At 55.3% G+C, this 16,203-nt stretch carries 15 protein-coding genes; 4 read left to right on the forward strand and 11 right to left on the reverse strand.

Going from position 1 to position 16,203, the window contains the following annotated elements:
• Positions 1-113: 113 nt before the first annotated feature.
• The 3 genes from tpiA to AC0JZ1_RS08845 all read left to right on the forward strand — a co-directional run bounded on the left by tpiA (position 114) and on the right by AC0JZ1_RS08845 (position 3,190).
• Complete coding sequence (gene tpiA, locus AC0JZ1_RS08835; RefSeq protein ID WP_471882011.1) at positions 114-884, forward strand: triose-phosphate isomerase; 771 nt, start codon at positions 114-116, stop codon at positions 882-884.
• Positions 885-1,001: 117 nt separating this feature from the next.
• Entirely contained in the window at positions 1,002-1,427 is a 426-nt protein-coding gene (gene secG, locus AC0JZ1_RS08840) for a preprotein translocase subunit SecG (RefSeq protein WP_471882012.1), read from the forward strand.
• A gap of 125 nt (positions 1,428-1,552) precedes the next feature.
• On the forward strand, positions 1,553-3,190 hold the full coding sequence (locus AC0JZ1_RS08845) for a CTP synthase (protein ID WP_471882013.1): 1,638 nt from the start codon (positions 1,553-1,555) through the stop codon (positions 3,188-3,190).
• A 56-nt stretch (positions 3,191-3,246) separates the two neighbouring features.
• Here AC0JZ1_RS08845 and AC0JZ1_RS08850 read toward each other — a convergent pair whose 3' ends face one another.
• The 7 genes from AC0JZ1_RS08850 to AC0JZ1_RS08880 form a co-directional block, all read right to left on the reverse strand.
• The gene (locus AC0JZ1_RS08850; RefSeq protein ID WP_471882014.1) at positions 3,247-4,701 is read right to left on the reverse strand and encodes a cryptochrome/photolyase family protein; all 1,455 of its coding nucleotides are present in this window, start codon (positions 4,699-4,701) and stop codon (positions 3,247-3,249) included.
• A gap of 60 nt (positions 4,702-4,761) precedes the next feature.
• Positions 4,762-5,991 carry a molybdopterin molybdotransferase MoeA gene (locus tag AC0JZ1_RS08855; RefSeq protein WP_471882015.1) on the reverse strand — a complete coding sequence of 410 codons (1,230 nt, stop codon included), beginning with the start codon at positions 5,989-5,991 and terminating at the stop codon, positions 4,762-4,764.
• A 5-nt stretch (positions 5,992-5,996) separates the two neighbouring features.
• A complete protein-coding gene (gene moaC, locus AC0JZ1_RS08860) occupies positions 5,997-6,488 on the reverse strand; it encodes a cyclic pyranopterin monophosphate synthase MoaC (protein WP_471882016.1) in 492 nt (163 codons plus the stop codon).
• The gene (trpC, locus tag AC0JZ1_RS08865; protein WP_471882017.1) at positions 6,485-7,288 is read right to left on the reverse strand and encodes an indole-3-glycerol phosphate synthase TrpC; all 804 of its coding nucleotides are present in this window, start codon (positions 7,286-7,288) and stop codon (positions 6,485-6,487) included. Before trpC ends, moaC begins: the two co-directional genes overlap by 4 nt.
• Positions 7,289-7,294: 6 nt before the next feature.
• Positions 7,295-8,311 (reverse strand): anthranilate phosphoribosyltransferase, encoded by a 1,017-nt coding sequence (gene trpD / locus AC0JZ1_RS08870; RefSeq protein ID WP_471882018.1) that lies wholly within the window; start codon positions 8,309-8,311, stop codon positions 7,295-7,297.
• A gap of 24 nt (positions 8,312-8,335) precedes the next feature.
• The gene (locus tag AC0JZ1_RS08875) at positions 8,336-10,222 is read right to left on the reverse strand and encodes a peptidylprolyl isomerase (protein WP_471882019.1); all 1,887 of its coding nucleotides are present in this window, start codon (positions 10,220-10,222) and stop codon (positions 8,336-8,338) included.
• Positions 10,223-10,375: 153 nt separating this feature from the next.
• Positions 10,376-10,645: a hypothetical protein gene (locus AC0JZ1_RS08880; protein ID WP_471882020.1), complete on the reverse strand. Its 270-nt coding sequence runs from the start codon at positions 10,643-10,645 to the stop codon at positions 10,376-10,378.
• A gap of 109 nt (positions 10,646-10,754) precedes the next feature.
• On the opposite strand from AC0JZ1_RS08880, the gene AC0JZ1_RS08885 reads away from it, so the two are divergent.
• Positions 10,755-12,026, forward strand: a complete 1,272-nt coding sequence (locus tag AC0JZ1_RS08885; RefSeq protein WP_471882021.1) for a DUF763 domain-containing protein — start codon at positions 10,755-10,757, stop codon at positions 12,024-12,026.
• On the opposite strand, the gene AC0JZ1_RS08890 is transcribed toward AC0JZ1_RS08885, so the two are convergent.
• From AC0JZ1_RS08890 to AC0JZ1_RS08905, 4 genes are all read right to left on the reverse strand, one after another.
• On the reverse strand, positions 12,010-12,984 hold the full coding sequence (locus AC0JZ1_RS08890) for a lysylphosphatidylglycerol synthase transmembrane domain-containing protein (protein ID WP_471882022.1): 975 nt from the start codon (positions 12,982-12,984) through the stop codon (positions 12,010-12,012). The genes AC0JZ1_RS08885 and AC0JZ1_RS08890 overlap by 17 nt on opposite strands.
• 189 nt (positions 12,985-13,173) lie before the next feature.
• The gene (locus tag AC0JZ1_RS08895; protein ID WP_471882023.1) at positions 13,174-14,691 is read right to left on the reverse strand and encodes a tripartite tricarboxylate transporter permease; all 1,518 of its coding nucleotides are present in this window, start codon (positions 14,689-14,691) and stop codon (positions 13,174-13,176) included.
• 10 nt (positions 14,692-14,701) lie between these two features.
• Complete coding sequence (locus AC0JZ1_RS08900) at positions 14,702-15,193, reverse strand: tripartite tricarboxylate transporter TctB family protein (protein WP_471882024.1); 492 nt, start codon at positions 15,191-15,193, stop codon at positions 14,702-14,704.
• Positions 15,190-16,134, reverse strand: coding sequence for a Bug family tripartite tricarboxylate transporter substrate binding protein (locus AC0JZ1_RS08905; protein ID WP_471882025.1), 945 nt, complete (start codon positions 16,132-16,134; stop codon positions 15,190-15,192). The genes AC0JZ1_RS08900 and AC0JZ1_RS08905 overlap by 4 nt, the downstream gene beginning before the upstream one ends.
• Positions 16,135-16,203 lie beyond the last annotated feature (69 nt).

The following is a 16,203-nucleotide window of genomic DNA, read 5'->3' on the forward strand; positions in this document are numbered from 1 at the left end:
CAAAGCTGGCTTTTCGAGATTAAGCTGGCACGAGGCTATAGGTGCCTCCGAATTTCGATAGGTGGCCTCTCTCTTTGCGAAAGAGGCCGGGAGAGCGAAGGGAAGCAAAGCGAATGACGCCGGATGTTCGCCCGCTGGTGGCGGGAAATTGGAAGATGAACGGCACGAGATCCTCTCTGGATCAGATCAAGGCCATCTCAGCTGGGGTTATGACCCCTTTGGCCGAAAAAGTGGATGTGCTCATTTGCCCCCCTGCCACGCTGCTTTATGTCGCCACTGCTCTTTGCACCGATAGCCCCCTGGCCATTGGCGCGCAGGATTGCCATCAGAACCAGTCCGGTGCGCATACGGGAGATGTTTCAGCCGAAATGATCGCTGACTGCTTTGGCACCTATGTCATTGTCGGCCACTCCGAACGCCGCGTCGATCACGCCGAGACGGATCATCTGGTTCGTGCCAAGGCAGAGGCAGCATTCAGCGCTGAACTGACCGCCATTGTCTGCATCGGTGAAACCGCTGAAGAGCGCAAGGCAGGTCAGACCCTGGAAATCCTCAAGCGCCAACTTGCAGGCTCCGTTCCAGATACGGCGACGCCAGAAAATACGGTGATTGCCTATGAGCCGGTTTGGGCCATTGGCACAGGTCTCACTCCGACCGTTGATGATGTCGAGAAGGCTCACGCTTTCATGCGCGAGGAACTGGTTGCCCGCTTTGGCGAGCGGGGCAAGAAGATGCGCATTCTCTACGGCGGCTCAGTCAAGCCATCGAACGCAAAGGAGTTGATGTCTGTGGCAAACGTGGATGGCGCTTTGATCGGCGGCGCGAGCTTGAAAGCCACTGACTTCCTCGCCATTTACGGCGTGTATGAAGAATTGACGAAGTAAAATGCATCGAAAGTGAGGGGTGAGGCCACTTGCCCCTTGGAATGCTGGCCGGGCTGAGCTAAAGGACCGCCAAAGCTTTTTGTATGCCGCTCAATTTGCGCGCAGGACTGGACTGATATGCAGACCGTATTGATCGTAATTCATCTCATGATCGTGCTGGCGCTTGTAGGCGTCGTATTGATCCAGCGTTCCGAAGGCGGTGGCCTTGGTATCGGCGGCGGCTCCGGCTTCATGTCGGCGCGTGGAACGGCTAATGCGCTCACGCGCACAACGGCAATCCTCGCAACGCTGTTTTTCGTGACCTCCCTGGTTCTGGGAATCATGGCCCGTCATGAATCGCGCCCAACCGATATTCTGGATCGTATCCCAGCGACCCAGCAGGGTCAGGGCAACGGTATCCTGGATTCGCTCGGTCCAGCATCATCCCAGCCAGCTGGCAATGCGGCTCCGAATGGTGCAGCGCCTGCCAATGGTGCTCAGGCCCCGGCATCTGGTGCCGCTCCGGCTCCAGCCAACCCATCTTCTGTTCCGACCGGCAACTAAGCTCGGTTGAAGCTTAAACCTCCGGCAGGCCGCAAGCCTGCCGGTTTTCTTTTGTGCAGATTCCACAGTTTTGACCATCCTGAAGAATTTTTGGGCTGGCGGAATCGATCGTTAAAAGGTATCCGGTGACTCCCATGGCGCGATATGTATTCATCACAGGCGGCGTGGTTTCTTCCCTCGGAAAAGGAATTGCGGCCGCAGCCCTCGGAGCCTTGCTACAGGCCAGAGGTTACCGGGTTCGGCTACGCAAGCTCGACCCCTATCTCAACGTTGATCCGGGCACTATGAGCCCGACTCAGCACGGCGAGGTCTTCGTGACCGACGACGGCGCTGAGACGGACCTCGATCTGGGTCATTACGAACGCTTTACGGGGCGTTCAGCCACCAAGACCGACAACATCACGACCGGCCGGATTTACAAGAACATCATCGACAAGGAACGCCGCGGCGATTACCTCGGTGCGACTGTTCAGGTCATTCCGCATGTCACCAATGAGATCAAGGATTTCGTTGTTGAAGGCAATGACGACTACGATTTCGTGATCTGTGAGATCGGTGGCACGGTTGGCGATATTGAGGCCATGCCTTTTGTGGAAGCCATTCGCCAGCTTGGAAACGAGTTGCCCCGCGGTTCAGCAGTGTATTTGCACCTCACCCTCATGCCTTATATCCCTGCGGCAGGTGAATTGAAGACCAAGCCAACGCAGCATTCAGTCAAGGAATTGCAGGCTCTCGGCATTGCACCGGATATTCTGCTGGTGCGTGCGGATCGCGAGATTCCGGAAGCGGAACGCCGCAAGCTTTCACTGTTCTGCAATGTTCGTCCGTCTGCTGTCATTCAGGCGCTCGATGTGGCCAACATCTATGATGTGCCCATGGCCTATCACAAGGAAGGTCTTGATTCGGAGGTTCTGGCTGCCTTCGGGATTGAACCTGCACCAAAGCCACGGTTGGAAGCTTGGGAAGAAGTCTGCAATCGTATCCACACGCCGGAAGGCGAGATTACGATTGCCGTCGTCGGCAAATATACTGGTCTCAAGGATGCTTATAAGTCTCTTATTGAGGCGCTTCATCATGGCGGTATTGCCAATCATGTGAAGGTGAAGCTCGAATGGATTGAATCGGAAATCTTCGAAAAAGAAGATCCGGCTCCTTACCTTGAGAAGGTCCACGGCATCCTGGTGCCTGGTGGTTTCGGTGAGCGTGGCGCGCAGGGCAAGATCAATGCTGCCCGCTTTGCCCGTGAACGCAAGGTTCCATATTTCGGCATCTGCTTCGGTATGCAGATGGCTGTGCTGGAAGCTGCCCGCAACCTTGCTGGTATCGAAGAAGCATCCTCCACTGAGTTTGGCCCCTCCAAGGAGCCAGTAGTAGGTTTGATGACTGAGTGGGTGAAGGGGAATGCGCTTGAAAAGCGTTCGTCTGCTGGTGATCTGGGCGGCACGATGCGCCTTGGCGCCTACAAAGCCGCCCTTAAGCGCGAGACGAAGATAGCGGACATTTACGGCTCGACAGACATCTCCGAACGTCATCGCCATCGCTACGAAGTGAATGTCGACTATAAGGATCGTCTGGAAAGCTGTGGCTTGATCTTCTCCGGCATGTCGCCGGATGGTCTTCTGCCAGAAACCATCGAGTATGCGGATCATCCCTGGTTCATCGGCGTTCAGTACCACCCTGAACTCAAGAGCCGCCCGCTGGACCCGCATCCGCTTTTCTCAAGCTTTATTTCCGCAGCGCTCGACCAAAGCCGTTTGGTCTGACGGGCATCGCAAAATTAAAAGAAAGCCCAGGATTCTGCATCCTGGGCTTCTTTGTTTCAGTCTCTCGGATCAGGCTCTGAGCTTTTTCCTGTGACTTCCGCATAAGCCGATAAGGCTCGGTCTCGCGCCTGCGCATGATTCACAATGGGGTTCGGGTATGTTTTGCCAAGCGTGACGCCTGCCTTTGCAAGCACTTCCTTGGGTGCCTCGAAAGGCTTGTGGATATATTTATTCGGAAGCTTTGCGAGTTCAGGCACAAATCGGCGAACATAGTCGCCATCAGGATCAAACTTTTCTCCCTGAAGGATGGGGTTAAATACGCGGAAAAAGGGCGAGGCATCTGCGCCAGAGCCCGCAACCCATTGCCAGTTCGAGGCATTGGAGGCGGGGTCTGCATCCAGCAAGGTATCGTGAAACCATTCTTGGCCCTTGCGCCAGTCGATCACCAGATCCTTGATGAGGAAGGAGCCGGTGATCATCCGTACGCGATTATGCATATAGCCGTGACGCCATAGCTGTCGCATGCCGGCGTCGACAATGGGATAGCCGGTGTTTCCTCTCGTCCACGCCTTGAAAGCTTTTCCATCAAACGTCCAGGGAAATGCGTCAAAGCGATCATTCCAATTCTTCTCGGCCAGCTCGGGAAACTCGACAAGCAGATGGTAGGAGAACTCTCGCCAAACCAACTCTTTGCGGAAATGAATGAGATGTTCAGTCGCCTCAACCCCGCGCGTTTCGTGCCAAACTCTGGCCGGAGAAATTTCTCCGAACGCTAGATGCGGCGACAGCATGGATGTGGCATCTTCAAGCCCTGGAAAGTCGCGGTCTTTCTTGTAGGTTTGAACTGGTTTCTTTAGGAAGCTTCGAAGCCTCTCGCCGGCCCCCGCTTCACCTGGCTGCCAGAGTTTCGAAAATTCGCCAGCCCAATCGGGCTTTTTTGGAAGCAGATTCCAGTCGGCCAGCTTCTCACTTTCGGGAAACTTCTTTGGGGCTAGTATTTTGGAGGGTGCATCCACAGGCTCTCTTGGCTCGCCATCGCGCTCCAAAGCACGCCAGAAAGGCGTATAAACGCGGTACGCGCTTCCAGCACCCGTCTTCATGGTTTCCGGGTCGTGCAACAGCTGACCCTTGAAGCGCTTGACCTCAATTCCATGCTTTTTAAGCGTGGAAACAACTGAGTGATCGAGAGCATCACGATCATAATGCCGGTTAAAGAATATGCGGGTAGCAGATGTTTCTTTAGCAATCCGATGCAGGACCTCAGCGGCATTGCCGGACGCAAGGACAAGAGAATTGCCGCATTTTTCGAGGCTATCGTTCAGCGCTGCAAGTGAATGATGCAGCCACCAGCTTTGAGCGCCGCCTAAAGCTTTGGTTCCTTCCAATGGCTCCCTAATGTAGATGCAAACCACCGGGCTTTCACTGTCGACAGCCTGAAGAAGCGCTCCGTTATCGTCCAGCCTCAAATCTCTCCGAAACCAAAGAATGATGGGCGGCTCGGATACGGTCATTGCGCTGGCACTCCACTTATCACCTAGTATGGCGGAATACGTGCCAGGCTAAACCTCGGATCATCTTGGTATTCCACGCAGCAATATAATAGGGCAGGGCGTTCCTGCGGGAAGTTCCGGCGCGTGAGGCGGACGAACAATCAGGCAATCTGAATGCGCGAAAATCTTCATCATCGACGAATCCTGCTTCTCGAACACCTCCGCCAGCAGGTTTCCGCTGTTGTCGCGGCGGAGTCTGGCTCTCAGATAGTCCTGCCTTTGATCGTTGCTTGGAAGCCTTGATGCCGTAATGGCCTGCGAAGCACGAGCAGGCGGCTTTCGGCTTGCAAGCTTCGAGACAACAGGTTCAAGGAAAAGCGTTCCGCAGACGAGGCTAGCAACGGGATTGCCGGGCAGCCCCAAGACAAGCATTTCACCGAGCGAACCCACCATCAACGGCTTTCCGGGGCGCATTGCGATCCGCCAAAAATCCAGCTCCATGCCTTGCGATTTCAGGCTGGCCTGTACCAGATCATGATCGCCAACCGATGCACCGCCAAGCGTAACCAGAACATCGGCCTTTTCGGTAACCGCTTTCGCAATCGCTGCTTCAATGTCTCCCTGAATATCTGGCACAATACCCAGATCAATGACAGTTCCACCTGCTTCTCGCACCAGAGATGCGATCCCAAAAGTGTTTGAGGCAATAATCTGCGAGGAATTAAGGTCGTTTCCAGGGGTAACGAGTTCGTCGCCCGTGGCAAGAATTGCCACGCGAGGGTGTCGGAAAACCGGCACCTTGGGGTAGTTCATGGCCGCCGCAACAGTCAGGTGCGTGTAATCCAAAATGGTTCCAGTAGTTAGAACCACTTCACCTTCTTGGAAATCTTGCCCTCGTGGGCGAATATGGCGTCCTTTGGTAACCTGAAATTTTGTGCGAATTCGGTTTTCATCAAACCGTTCGGCATCTTCCTGAATGAGAACGCTGTCAGCGCCTTCTGGAACAGGAGCGCCAGTGAAAATGCGTACGGCTTCGCCTCTTCCGATGGCTCCTTGAAACCCATGCCCAGCGGCCGATTCCCCTATGACAACAAGTTCAGACCCGACAATGGGCGCATCGGCTGCTGCAAGCGCATAACCATCCATGGCGGAGGCGTTGAACGGTGGCTGTGTTAGTCGGGCGGATAAATCTGTGGCGAGAACTCTGCCCGTTGCTTGTTCAAGGCTGACCATCTCTGTTGTTAAGATGGGCTGGGCGCGATTGAGCAGGCGGCTCAGGGCCTCGGAGACAGGAAGAAGATTCGGCGCCATGTATATTATCCTTCGCGGGTCCAGTCTCCTGACTTGCCGCCGCTTTTTTCCAAGAGGCGAATGCCGCCAATTTCCATGCCTTTATCCGCAGCCTTGGCCATGTCGTAGATTGTCAGACAGGTGACAGAAGCGGCGGTGAGCGCTTCCATCTCCACGCCCGTCTTACCCGTCAGCTTCGCCGTCGCGACAACCCTCAATCCAGGAAGGTTGGCATCCTGCTCGATATCGACCGAAACCTTAGTCAACATCAGTGGGTGGCACAAAGGAATGAGGTTAGATGTTTGCTTGGCCGCCATGATGCCAGCGAGACGTGCTGTGCCGATCACGTCTCCCTTTTTGGCATTGCCATCCAAAATAAGAGTAAGCGTTTCCGGCTTCATGCGGATGAAGCCTTCCGCCACGGCGACGCGCACCGTTTCAACCTTCTCGCCCACATCGACCATGTGAGCTTCACCGGCAGCATCAATATGCGTCAGCCGCGACTTACTCTCGCTCATGCAGCGACCTGTCCTTCCAGAAGACTCTTGGTCGCTGCTGTCACATCCGCCTGGCGCATCAAGCTCTCACCGACCAGGAAGGTGGTGATACCGCTAGCCTGAAGTCGCTTGCAGTCCTCATGCGTAAAGATACCGCTTTCGCCAACGAGCAGCTTATCCTGCGGAACAAGCGAGGCGAGAGTTTCACTGGTCGTCAGGCTCACCTCGAATGTGCGAAGATTACGGTTATTGATGCCAATAAGAGGGGAGGAAAGCTTCAGTGCCCGCTCGGTCTCTTCGACATCGTGAACCTCGATCAACACGTCCATCCCAAGCAGTTGCGCCTCGTCTTCAAGGCGTTTTGCATTGTCGTCGGATAGCGAAGCCATAATCAGCAGAATGCAATCGGCGCCCCAGGCTCTGGCTTCATGTACCTGATAGGTATCGAACATAAAATCTTTGCGGAGCGCGGGCAACGAACAAGCCTGGCGAGCAGCAGTCAGAAACTCCGGCGCACCCTGGAAGCTTGGTGTATCCGTCAGCACGGATAGGCAGGCAGCACCGCCTTCCTCGTAAGCTTTTGCAAGTGCAGGCGGATCGAAATCAGGGCGGATCAATCCCTTCGAGGGACTGGCCTTCTTGATCTCCGCAATAAGGCCGAAGGCACCTTCGGACTTTTTGTTGCTAAGGGCTCTATAAAAGCCTCGTGGCGCTTCTTGCTCACGTGCCATTGCTTTAAGATCATCGAGGGAAACACGCGATTTCGCTGCCGCAATTTCTTCGAGCTTGTAGGCTTCGATTTTCTTCAGAATATCACTCATAATGGGCTAATTTTCCTCATTTGAGATCGCGACAAGCTTGTCCAGCACTGAGGCCGCGTGGCCATGATCCAGTGAGGTGGTCGCGAGTATCATGCCTTCCAACACGTCAGCAGCCTTCCCGGCAATGACCAAAGAGGCGGCTGCATTGCAAAGCGCGATATCCCGATAGGCGTTTCGAGCCCCGGAAAGCACGTCGCGCAGGGCACGAGCATTGACCTCTCCATCACCGCCTTTCAACTCATCAAGAGTTGCGCGTGCGACGCCAAAGTCTTCCGGTGTCAGTTCGAAGCTGCGAATACTCCCATTTTCCAGGGCATATACTTGCGTGACACCGGTTGTGGTAATTTCATCCATGCCGTCACCGTGGACGACCCAAACGCTTTCTGAACCGAGGTCGCGCATGACATGCGCTATGGGTTCCAGCCATTGCGGGGAGAAAACCCCTAGCAGTTGACGCTTCGCCCCGGCTGGATTGGAGAGCGGTCCCAACAGATTGAAGATCGTGCGTGTACCCAACTCCACCCGGCTTGGGCCCACATGGCGCATGGCAGCGTGATGAACCTGAGCAAACATGAAGCCAATACCAGCTTCTTCAATGCAACGCGCAATCAAAGGCGGCTGAATATCAAGCTTTACGCCAAGCGCTGAGAGGGCATCGGCTGTGCCTGATTTAGAGCTTAGCGCGCGATTGCCGTGTTTTGCCACCGGTACACCGGCGCCAGCCACGATCAAGGCGGCAAGGGTGGAGATATTGTAGGTCTTCAGACCATCTCCACCAGTTCCGACGATATCCATAACGCCGGCCGGTGCATCTACCGGCAGCATCTTCGACCGCATGGTGGAAACCGCACCGGATATCTCATCCACCGTCTCACCGCGGATGCGAAGCGCCATCAGGAAGCCACCAATCTGCGAGGGGGTGGCTTCGCCGGACATTAGAATATCGAAAGCTGCACGTGCATCCTCTTTGGAGAGAGGCTCGCCTGTCGCGATCTTTGCGATATAGGCTTTCAAATCAGGCATATGGTCAGCCTTTCTTGTGGTACCTTAACGCGACGCAATCGCCTGGTCGGCCAAGGCCTGATTGATCGAAACGCCGTAATCGGTCTGCAATTTCACAACCATCTGATCGAGAAGATCATCGCCTGCTGCTCGTGCAATCTGCTCGATCTGCTGATTGCCGGATGAAAGTGCATCGGCAGGTGCCTGCTGAACGTTCTTCACATGCATCAATATGCGTGATTCTCCATCAGCTGCCTGAGCAACAGCGTTCACACCGTTGGGACCGGAGAATGCGGCCTTTGCAGCTTCCGCCCCCAAGATGGCGTCGTTGGATTGGCGACGAAGTCCGCTCTTGTTCTCAACAGACAGGCCGAGTTCACCGGCAATGGTTTCCAGTGTTTCGCCCTTGTCGAGACGCGCTTTCAGTTCTTCCGATTTGGCTGCAAGAGCTTGACGTTGCTGATCCGTGGTCCAATCCGCCACTGCCTTTTCGCGAACTTCGCTCAACGCGCGCTCACGCTCAGGGATGATTTCGCGGACATCGAACCAGACATAACCATCATTGCCGAGATTGCCGGGGAGAGCTTCAGCACCAACATCCGTGCGGAATACGTCCTGCACCAGCGTTTCGGATTCCGGCAAAGCAACCGTCTTGCCTTCAGCGTCATGCCCCGTGCGGTCGGTCGTTACGGTCACAGCTTTCAGCTTCAGCTGCGAAGCCGCTTCTTCGAGGGACGAACCGGAACCGCGAAGATCCTCAAAGCGATCATGAACAGCCTGCACATCTTGCGCCGCCGCAGCGAGTGCCAGTGTCTTGCGGATATCTTCTTTTACGTCGTCGTAGGATTTGGTTGTTTCCGGACGAATATTGGTGACACGCAGCATCACCGGGCCGAACGACCCCTGCACAATACCCGTCGTGCCACCAGAGGCACTCACACCAAACGCAGCATTCGCAATGGCCTGATCAGGGATCTGATCCTTGGTGAAATCACCCAGCATGACATCGCTTGCGGACTTGCCCTGGTCGGCCACCAACTGATCGAAAGTAAGCTGACGCTCCTTCATTTGCTGGAGCGTTGCATCGGCCATTTCCTTGCTCGGAAAGCTTAACTGCTCAATAGTACGGGTCTCCGGTGTACGGTAGGTATCCTTGCGGCGATCATACTCCGCACGAACCTTGTCCTCAGTTACCGTTGTAGGATCCGCCACATCCGATGGCTGCAAGGTGACATAGGCGAAACGTCGCAATTCAGGCGCACGGTAGCGAGCCTTCACGCCCTGGAACCAGCTTGCCAAAACTTCTTCGGTTGGGGCCTTGATAGGGTCGATATTGGCATTCGACAGAACAATATAATCAACGTCACGGCTCTCGTCGCGATACTGCTTGAGAGCATTCACCAGAACTGCAGGCGGCTGGAAACCATCTGATATAGCGTCGACGACCTGGCTTCGGACGGCGACCTTGCTGCGCTCGTTGATATAATCCTGTTCGCGCAGACCAGCATTCCGCAGGCGCGCGCTGAAGAGGGTGCGATCAAACTGGCCATTATTGCCCTTGAACGCAGGGTCTTCGGCGATCAAAGCAGCCAAACGATCTTGAGAAAGACCGAGGCGCATCTTTGAAGACAGCTCATCCAGAGACGCACCAGCCGAAAGCTGTGAGAATGTTTGCTGCTCAACACCAAAGGCGCGCGCTTGCTCGCTGGTCAACTGAGTTCCGAGTTGGCGGCTGATCGCGCCAAGCTGGCGCTGATATGCCAGACGAAACTCCTCAGGAGACACTTTCTGGCTACCGACCGTCATGACGGAATTACTGGTTCCGCTGAATATCGATGCGGATACGCCCCAAATGGCGAATGAAACCACGAGAAGCGAAAGAAGCAATTTCGCGACCCATGAGCGGGCAGCGTTTCTAAGCGTATCAAGCATCGACCGACATTACCTTGCAAATCCGTGCGAAAGCCGCCTCACGGCGGGTCTGAACTTCTGTCTCTAGAACAAACTGCAAGGGAATTGAAGCTGTGGCAGGTCAAAACACGCGTGAGAATGCTGGCGAAAAGCGTGAAAAGAAGAAAGGGCAGATCAAATCAATCGCCCCCATGCCGGATTCCATTCCACGCCTTCGGTTAGTTCTACGAATATGGGCCGTTTTTCCTCACCGCGATTCTTGTTGTCTGCCATGCGGAAGGCAGTTTCGGGCTCCATTTCCTCGCCTGGAAAAATAGCGTCTTCCTGACCTGGTTCAGCGATCTGACGGATATAGCCTCTTATCTCGCCGCCCGAGTGGTAAAAGCGGATTACGAAGGTGCCAGGTGCAGGGGCCGCATTGTGATATGCATAGTAGGTGCGCATTTCTGTCTCCCAATAGACTCGCGTCCTGACCTTCTGGAAGAGGATTTGTTCCGGACCTATGGCCATCGCGTTTCAATAAGCCTAAAGAAGCAGGGAACGAAGGTAGAACATGACTCGTAGAGCTGGCAGCGCTGATCTACCGCTTCACGGCGGTCGCGTGCCCCATTGGTTGGGGCAGCGGATGACACGTCTTGGCGCGCTCATTGCGGAAGCCATCGTGCAAAACTACGGACGAGATGAATTTCTTCGTCGTCTTGCCAGTCCCTTCTGGTTTCAATCTTTCGGGGCCGTGATGGGAATGGATTGGCATTCCTCAGGTATCACCACCTCCGTCATCGGTGCCCTCAAAAGGGGCCTCACGCCGATGTCACGTGAATTGGGCCTTCATGTTTGCGGGGGGCGTGGCCAACACTCCCGCAAGACGCCCGATGAACTTCTTCTCATTGCAAACCGGGTCGGGTTTGACGGACTGGCACTTGCTCAGACAAGCCGTCTGGTTGCGAAGGTTGATAGCGCGGCGGTTCAGGATGGTTTTGATCTCTATCTACATGGCTTCATCGCGGCTGATGACGGTAAGTGGGTTGTTGTTCAGCAGGGGATGAACGGAGACAGGCGACAGGCCCGTCGTTACCACTGGATGTCTGAAGGTTTGAAAGACTTTTTCGATTCGCCTCATAGCGGGATCGAAGGTCACCAACAGGGCGATATCATCAATCTTGCAGATCGACGTGCAGAGCAGTCACGTGTCACACAGCTCGAACTTCTGAGTGATCTCGGCCCAGATCGCCTCTTGCGAGAAATTTCCGCTATCCGAGGTGACAGGGCGGCACCTGTGGCGCAGCCGCTTCTTCCCCATTTGATCATGCCGGACCACCATGATGTTCGTGAGAAAGATGTGAATATGCGGCGTCTTCATGGCGCGCTGGCTGCCGCTGCCGACCGCGGCCCAAAAGACTTTGCCGATCTAATCTTGACGCCAGGGGTAGGGGCGCGGACAGTCGAAGCCTTGGCGCTTGTATCGGAAGTCATACACGGTGCACCGTGTCGTTTTTCCGATCCCGCACGCTATTCGTTGGCACATGGCGGGAAAGACAGACATCCATTTCCCGTTCCATTAGAGGTTTACGACGAAACTCTGCGGATCATGAAGTCTGCCGTGCGAAAAGGCAGGCTTGGTCAGACGGAGGAGTTGGAGGCGCTCCAGCGCCTCGATCATCAGGCTCGCATGATGGAACGCTACGTTACAGGCCCTGACCTGAAAGAATACGTCGCGGGCGAGTTTCGCAACTCGCCGAATTTTGGCGGAAGAAGCGTCTTCGGCTGGGAAGCAGACCTACAGCCTCCAAGCGAGGTCATGGCCAAAATCAAGCCGCGGGGCTGACCTCGCCATCCACTTCTGTGTGCTTTTCTGCATCCCGCTTGCTTTTATTGGCGCGGAAGACAGCCTCGCTGATCAGTCCAATGGGCAGCGTAATGAAGAAGGGAATGAAGAAATAGATCACACGGAATGCAATGAGTGCGCCGATGGAGGCCTGCTCGCCCATTACGTGGCGTACCGTCACTTCCAATACGCCAAGCCCTCCAGGTGCATGTGTGATGAGGATGGCAATGTTGCCGAGAACGTAGGCCGTTGCCGCCTTCAGATAGCTTACGTTTTCACTTGCCTGCATCAACTCCATCAAACATGCCGAGACGAGCGCGAAGTTGACGGTGCCAATGACGATCTGAGCCGTTGCCAACCGGGCTGTCGGCATTTTGAACGTCCATTTGCGGATTTTTACCGGAGTGCGGAGAAATGCCGCAGCAAGCACATAGGCTACAGCTGCCAGAAGTAATGCAACGCCCAGAATGAGAACTGCCGAAGGTGCAATCCTCAAAATCTTCGACGTGTCCTCCGGATTGAGCACCATTACGATGCCAGCGAGAACCATAAGCCCAAGGCCCACGGTGACGCCGGAAAGCAGCACGATTTTCGCTACATCTTCCGTAGAGAGACCCCAGTGTGAATAATAGCGGTAACGGATAGCGCCGCTGCTAAGGCCCGCAAGCCCGATGCTCTGACCAAGCCCAAGGCTAACGAACGATGCCAGCGCGATTTTGGGGTAGGGGAGGTCGCTCTTTACATATCGTACGCCTGTCCAATCAAAGCCTGTGAGGCAGAGGTAGGAGCCAGCGCAATAGAGCATAGCAAGAAGCAGATTGCTCCACGGAATTGCTTTGACGGATTGAACAATATCATCCCATGTGAACTGGCTGAGGCCGCGATAAAGAAGATAACCGGCTATGGCAAAGCCAAAGACCATGGTCCCATAGGTGAAAAACTGCTTTGAGCGGCTCATCGTGAAACCTTCATCAGCTCGAAACTATGGTACGATTGTTGAAGAAGGTGCGATGTGAGAGGCGGCTTGAAACCAGCCATAATATAATCCCCCGGATGATGCGCGCTAACGCGCTCTGCCGAGGCTTTGTTCCCAGAATAGAGAGAAGGTTTCCCGCCGGACGTAGCCCGGCAGGAGCAGTTCAATATGTCAGTCTTCGTCTGCAGCCATCTGAGACAAAACTTCGCCACGACCTCGTGCACGCAGGATCAACGGCACGATGAGGGCAAGCGCTGCGATGGTAAGCAATACAGCGGCAATTGGCGAGGTGAAGAGAACCGTCACATCACCTTGGCTAATGGCAAGCGCACGGCGCAATTGCTGTTCGGCCAGCGGGCCCAGAATCAAGCCCACAACGACCGGCGCAATCGGGTAGCCGAAGACACGCATGACATAGCCAAGCACTCCAAATGCCAGCAGCATCCCAAGCTCGAAAACGGACGGGTTCGCACCAATGGTGCCAAGCGTCGCGAAAACCAGAATACCGGCATACAGCCACGGCTTTGGAATGGTGAGGAGACGCACCCAAAGCCCAATCAACGGCAGGTTCAGCACCAGAAGCATGAAGTTTGCAATCAACAGCGAGGCAATGAGGCCCCAAACAAGCTGTGGATTCGTAGCGAACAACAGCGGGCCAGGTTGAAGGCCATATTGCTGGAAGCCCGCCAACATGATGGCGGCTGTGGCAGTTGTCGGCAGACCAAGCGTAAGAAGCGGAACCAGCGTACCGGCTGCGGACGCATTGTTTGCCGCCTCTGGACCTGCAACGCCTTCGATTGCGCCATGGCCAAACTCTTCAGGGTACTTGGTCAGCTTCTTTTCGGTCGCGTAGGAGAGGAAGGTCCCGATCTCAGCGCCGCCAGCCGGCATTGCGCCGATTGGAAAACCGATGACTGTGCCGCGAAGCCATGGCTTCCATGACCGTGCCCAATCAGCAGCGCTCATCCAAACCGAACCTTTAACAGCTTCGATCTTGTCAGGACCCAGATTTCCTTGCGCCGCGATATAGAGAGTTTCCCCAATTGCAAACATGGCAACCGCAAGCGTGGTGACTTCGACGCCATCCAGAAGATCAGGCACACCAAATGCAAGACGGGTCTGACCCGTCAACTGGTCGATGCCGATGAGAGACAATGCGAGGCCGATGAATAGAGAGGTTAGACCGCGAAGGGTGGAATCACCGAAGGCGGAAGAAACCGTGATGAAGGCCAGCACCATCAGCGCAAAATATTCCCGCGGACCGAACACCAGTGCGAGCTTCACAATCAACGGCGCTATAAACGCGAGGCCGACAGTGGCGATCAAACCAGCAACGAAGGAGCCAATGGCTGCTGTTGCAAGAGCTGGACCGCCCCGGCCTGCACGCGCCATCTTATTACCCTCCAGCGCGGTGACGATGGAGGCACTTTCACCTGGCGTATTGAGCAGAATGGAGGTGGTAGAGCCGCCATACATGCCGCCGTAATAGATGCCCGCAAACATGATCAGCGATCCTGCCGGATCGAGTTGATAGGTAACAGGCAGAAGAAGAGCAACGGTGAGGGCGGGTCCAATGCCCGGCAGGACGCCAACAGCCGTTCCAAGCGTCACGCCGATCAGGGCATACAGCAGGTTCATGGGCTGCATAGCCACCACGATGCCCTGCAGGAGGAATTCGAAAGTGCTCATGGCAATGCCCTTACATGAAAAGGTGCTCAAGCGGGCCAGCGGGCAGCGAGAGCTGCAAGAGGCCAGCGAAAATAAGCCAGACGACGAGACAGAGAATGATGCCGACAGGCAGTGAAATCCAGATTTTCCGCTTACCGAAGGCAGCCGCCGTCGCTGCAAACAGCACGCCGGTCGCAATGGAAAAACCAGCTGTGTTCAACAAAAGCATTTGGGCCGCGAGTCCACCGATGACCCAAACGACTGGTTTGATTTCCTGGCGGTCACGCTCGGGAAAATCGCCACGAAAGGCTGCAATAACAGTCCAGATCGCCAGCAGCAAAAGCGCGATAGCAATCCAATGCGGAACGGTAGCTGGGCCAACCGGCGAATAACCGGTTACTTCGCGCAGACGCGCTGCATCCATGAAGATCGTGCCCGCAAGAACGACGAGTACAGCGGCAATAGCCAGCGCCGCCCAGTCGGGGCGGCGCTCCTCTGCCTTGTTCAAAGGCTTTTCGCTCATTTTACCAGTCCAATGTCCTTCAGGATGCCTTCAGTCGAGGAGATATCCTTGGCAAGCTGGGCATCGAAAGCATCACCGGCGAGGAAAGTATCCTGCCAACCCTTGGTCTTCAGCGTTTCCTGCCACGTTGCCGAGGTTGCAAGCTTCTGGACATCGGCGATAACCTTTGCCTTCTGCTCCGCACTAAGGCCAGGTGCTGCCGCAACCATACGCCAGTTCTGGACGGCCACATCAACACCGGCTTCCTTCAGCGTTGGTGCGTCCACACCGGGAAGGCGCTTTTCACCAGACGTTGCCAAAAGACGCAATGTGCCGGACTTGACCTGAGATTCGAACTCGCCGAATCCGGAGATGCCAACTGTTACTTGTGAACCGAGGATAGCTGCAAGCGCTTCGCCACCGCCGGAGAAGGCAATGTAATTGATCTTGGTTGGGTCTACGCCTGCAGCCTTGGCAATGAGGCCAGCTGCGATGTGGTCAACACCACCAGCAGAACCGCCACCCCAGGAAACGGAGCCCGGATCTTTCTTCAAGGCAGCAACCAGATCAGCCATGGACTTGATCGGAGACGAAGCCGGAACCACGATCGCTTCATCTTCGCCAGTCAGGCGTGCAATCGGGGTAACATCCTTCAGCGTTACCGGTGCCTTGTTTGTGAGGATCGCGCCGACCATGACGTAACCGCCGACGATCAAGGCATTGTCCTTGCCCTTCTGCTGGCTCGCAAACTGAGCAAGACCGATTGTGCCGCCAGCGCCTGGTACGTTGATGACCTGTACGTTTTTAGAAATACCTTCCTTCTGCATCGCCGTCTGCAACGAGCGTGCCGTTTGGTCCCAACCGCCACCGGGCGCTGCCGGTGCCATGATGGTGTAATCGGCAGCGAATGCCGGAAGGGCTACAGATCCCGCAAGAAAAGTGGCGAGGAAAATATGTTTCAAGGGTTTGTCCTCCGTTGGCGCAATGCGCATGTTATGGCGTGCCGGGCGGAAGACGTTTTTGTTGTGCGC

The sequence above is a fragment of the Affinirhizobium capsici genome, from assembly GCF_977018625.1.

What these genes read in the sequence shown, in the direction of transcription:
- tpiA (WP_471882011.1), top strand. Translation starts at nt 114, where the DNA reads ATGACGCCGGATGTTCGCCCGCTGGTGGCGGGAAATTGGAAGATGAAC.
- secG (WP_471882012.1), top strand. Translation starts at nt 1,002, where the DNA reads ATGCAGACCGTATTGATCGTAATTCATCTCATGATCGTGCTGGCGCTT.
- AC0JZ1_RS08850 (WP_471882014.1), bottom strand. Translation starts at nt 4,701, where the DNA reads ATGACCGTATCCGAGCCGCCCATCATTCTTTGGTTTCGGAGAGATTTG.
- AC0JZ1_RS08855 (WP_471882015.1), bottom strand. Translation starts at nt 5,991, where the DNA reads ATGGCGCCGAATCTTCTTCCTGTCTCCGAGGCCCTGAGCCGCCTGCTC.
- moaC (WP_471882016.1), bottom strand. Translation starts at nt 6,488, where the DNA reads ATGAGCGAGAGTAAGTCGCGGCTGACGCATATTGATGCTGCCGGTGAA.
- trpC (WP_471882017.1), bottom strand. Translation starts at nt 7,288, where the DNA reads ATGAGTGATATTCTGAAGAAAATCGAAGCCTACAAGCTCGAAGAAATT.
- trpD (WP_471882018.1), bottom strand. Translation starts at nt 8,311, where the DNA reads ATGCCTGATTTGAAAGCCTATATCGCAAAGATCGCGACAGGCGAGCCT.
- AC0JZ1_RS08875 (WP_471882019.1), bottom strand. Translation starts at nt 10,222, where the DNA reads ATGCTTGATACGCTTAGAAACGCTGCCCGCTCATGGGTCGCGAAATTG.
- AC0JZ1_RS08880 (WP_471882020.1), bottom strand. Translation starts at nt 10,645, where the DNA reads ATGCGCACCTACTATGCATATCACAATGCGGCCCCTGCACCTGGCACC.
- AC0JZ1_RS08885 (WP_471882021.1), top strand. Translation starts at nt 10,755, where the DNA reads ATGACTCGTAGAGCTGGCAGCGCTGATCTACCGCTTCACGGCGGTCGC.
- AC0JZ1_RS08890 (WP_471882022.1), bottom strand. Translation starts at nt 12,984, where the DNA reads ATGAGCCGCTCAAAGCAGTTTTTCACCTATGGGACCATGGTCTTTGGC.
- AC0JZ1_RS08895 (WP_471882023.1), bottom strand. Translation starts at nt 14,691, where the DNA reads ATGAGCACTTTCGAATTCCTCCTGCAGGGCATCGTGGTGGCTATGCAG.
- AC0JZ1_RS08900 (WP_471882024.1), bottom strand. Translation starts at nt 15,193, where the DNA reads ATGAGCGAAAAGCCTTTGAACAAGGCAGAGGAGCGCCGCCCCGACTGG.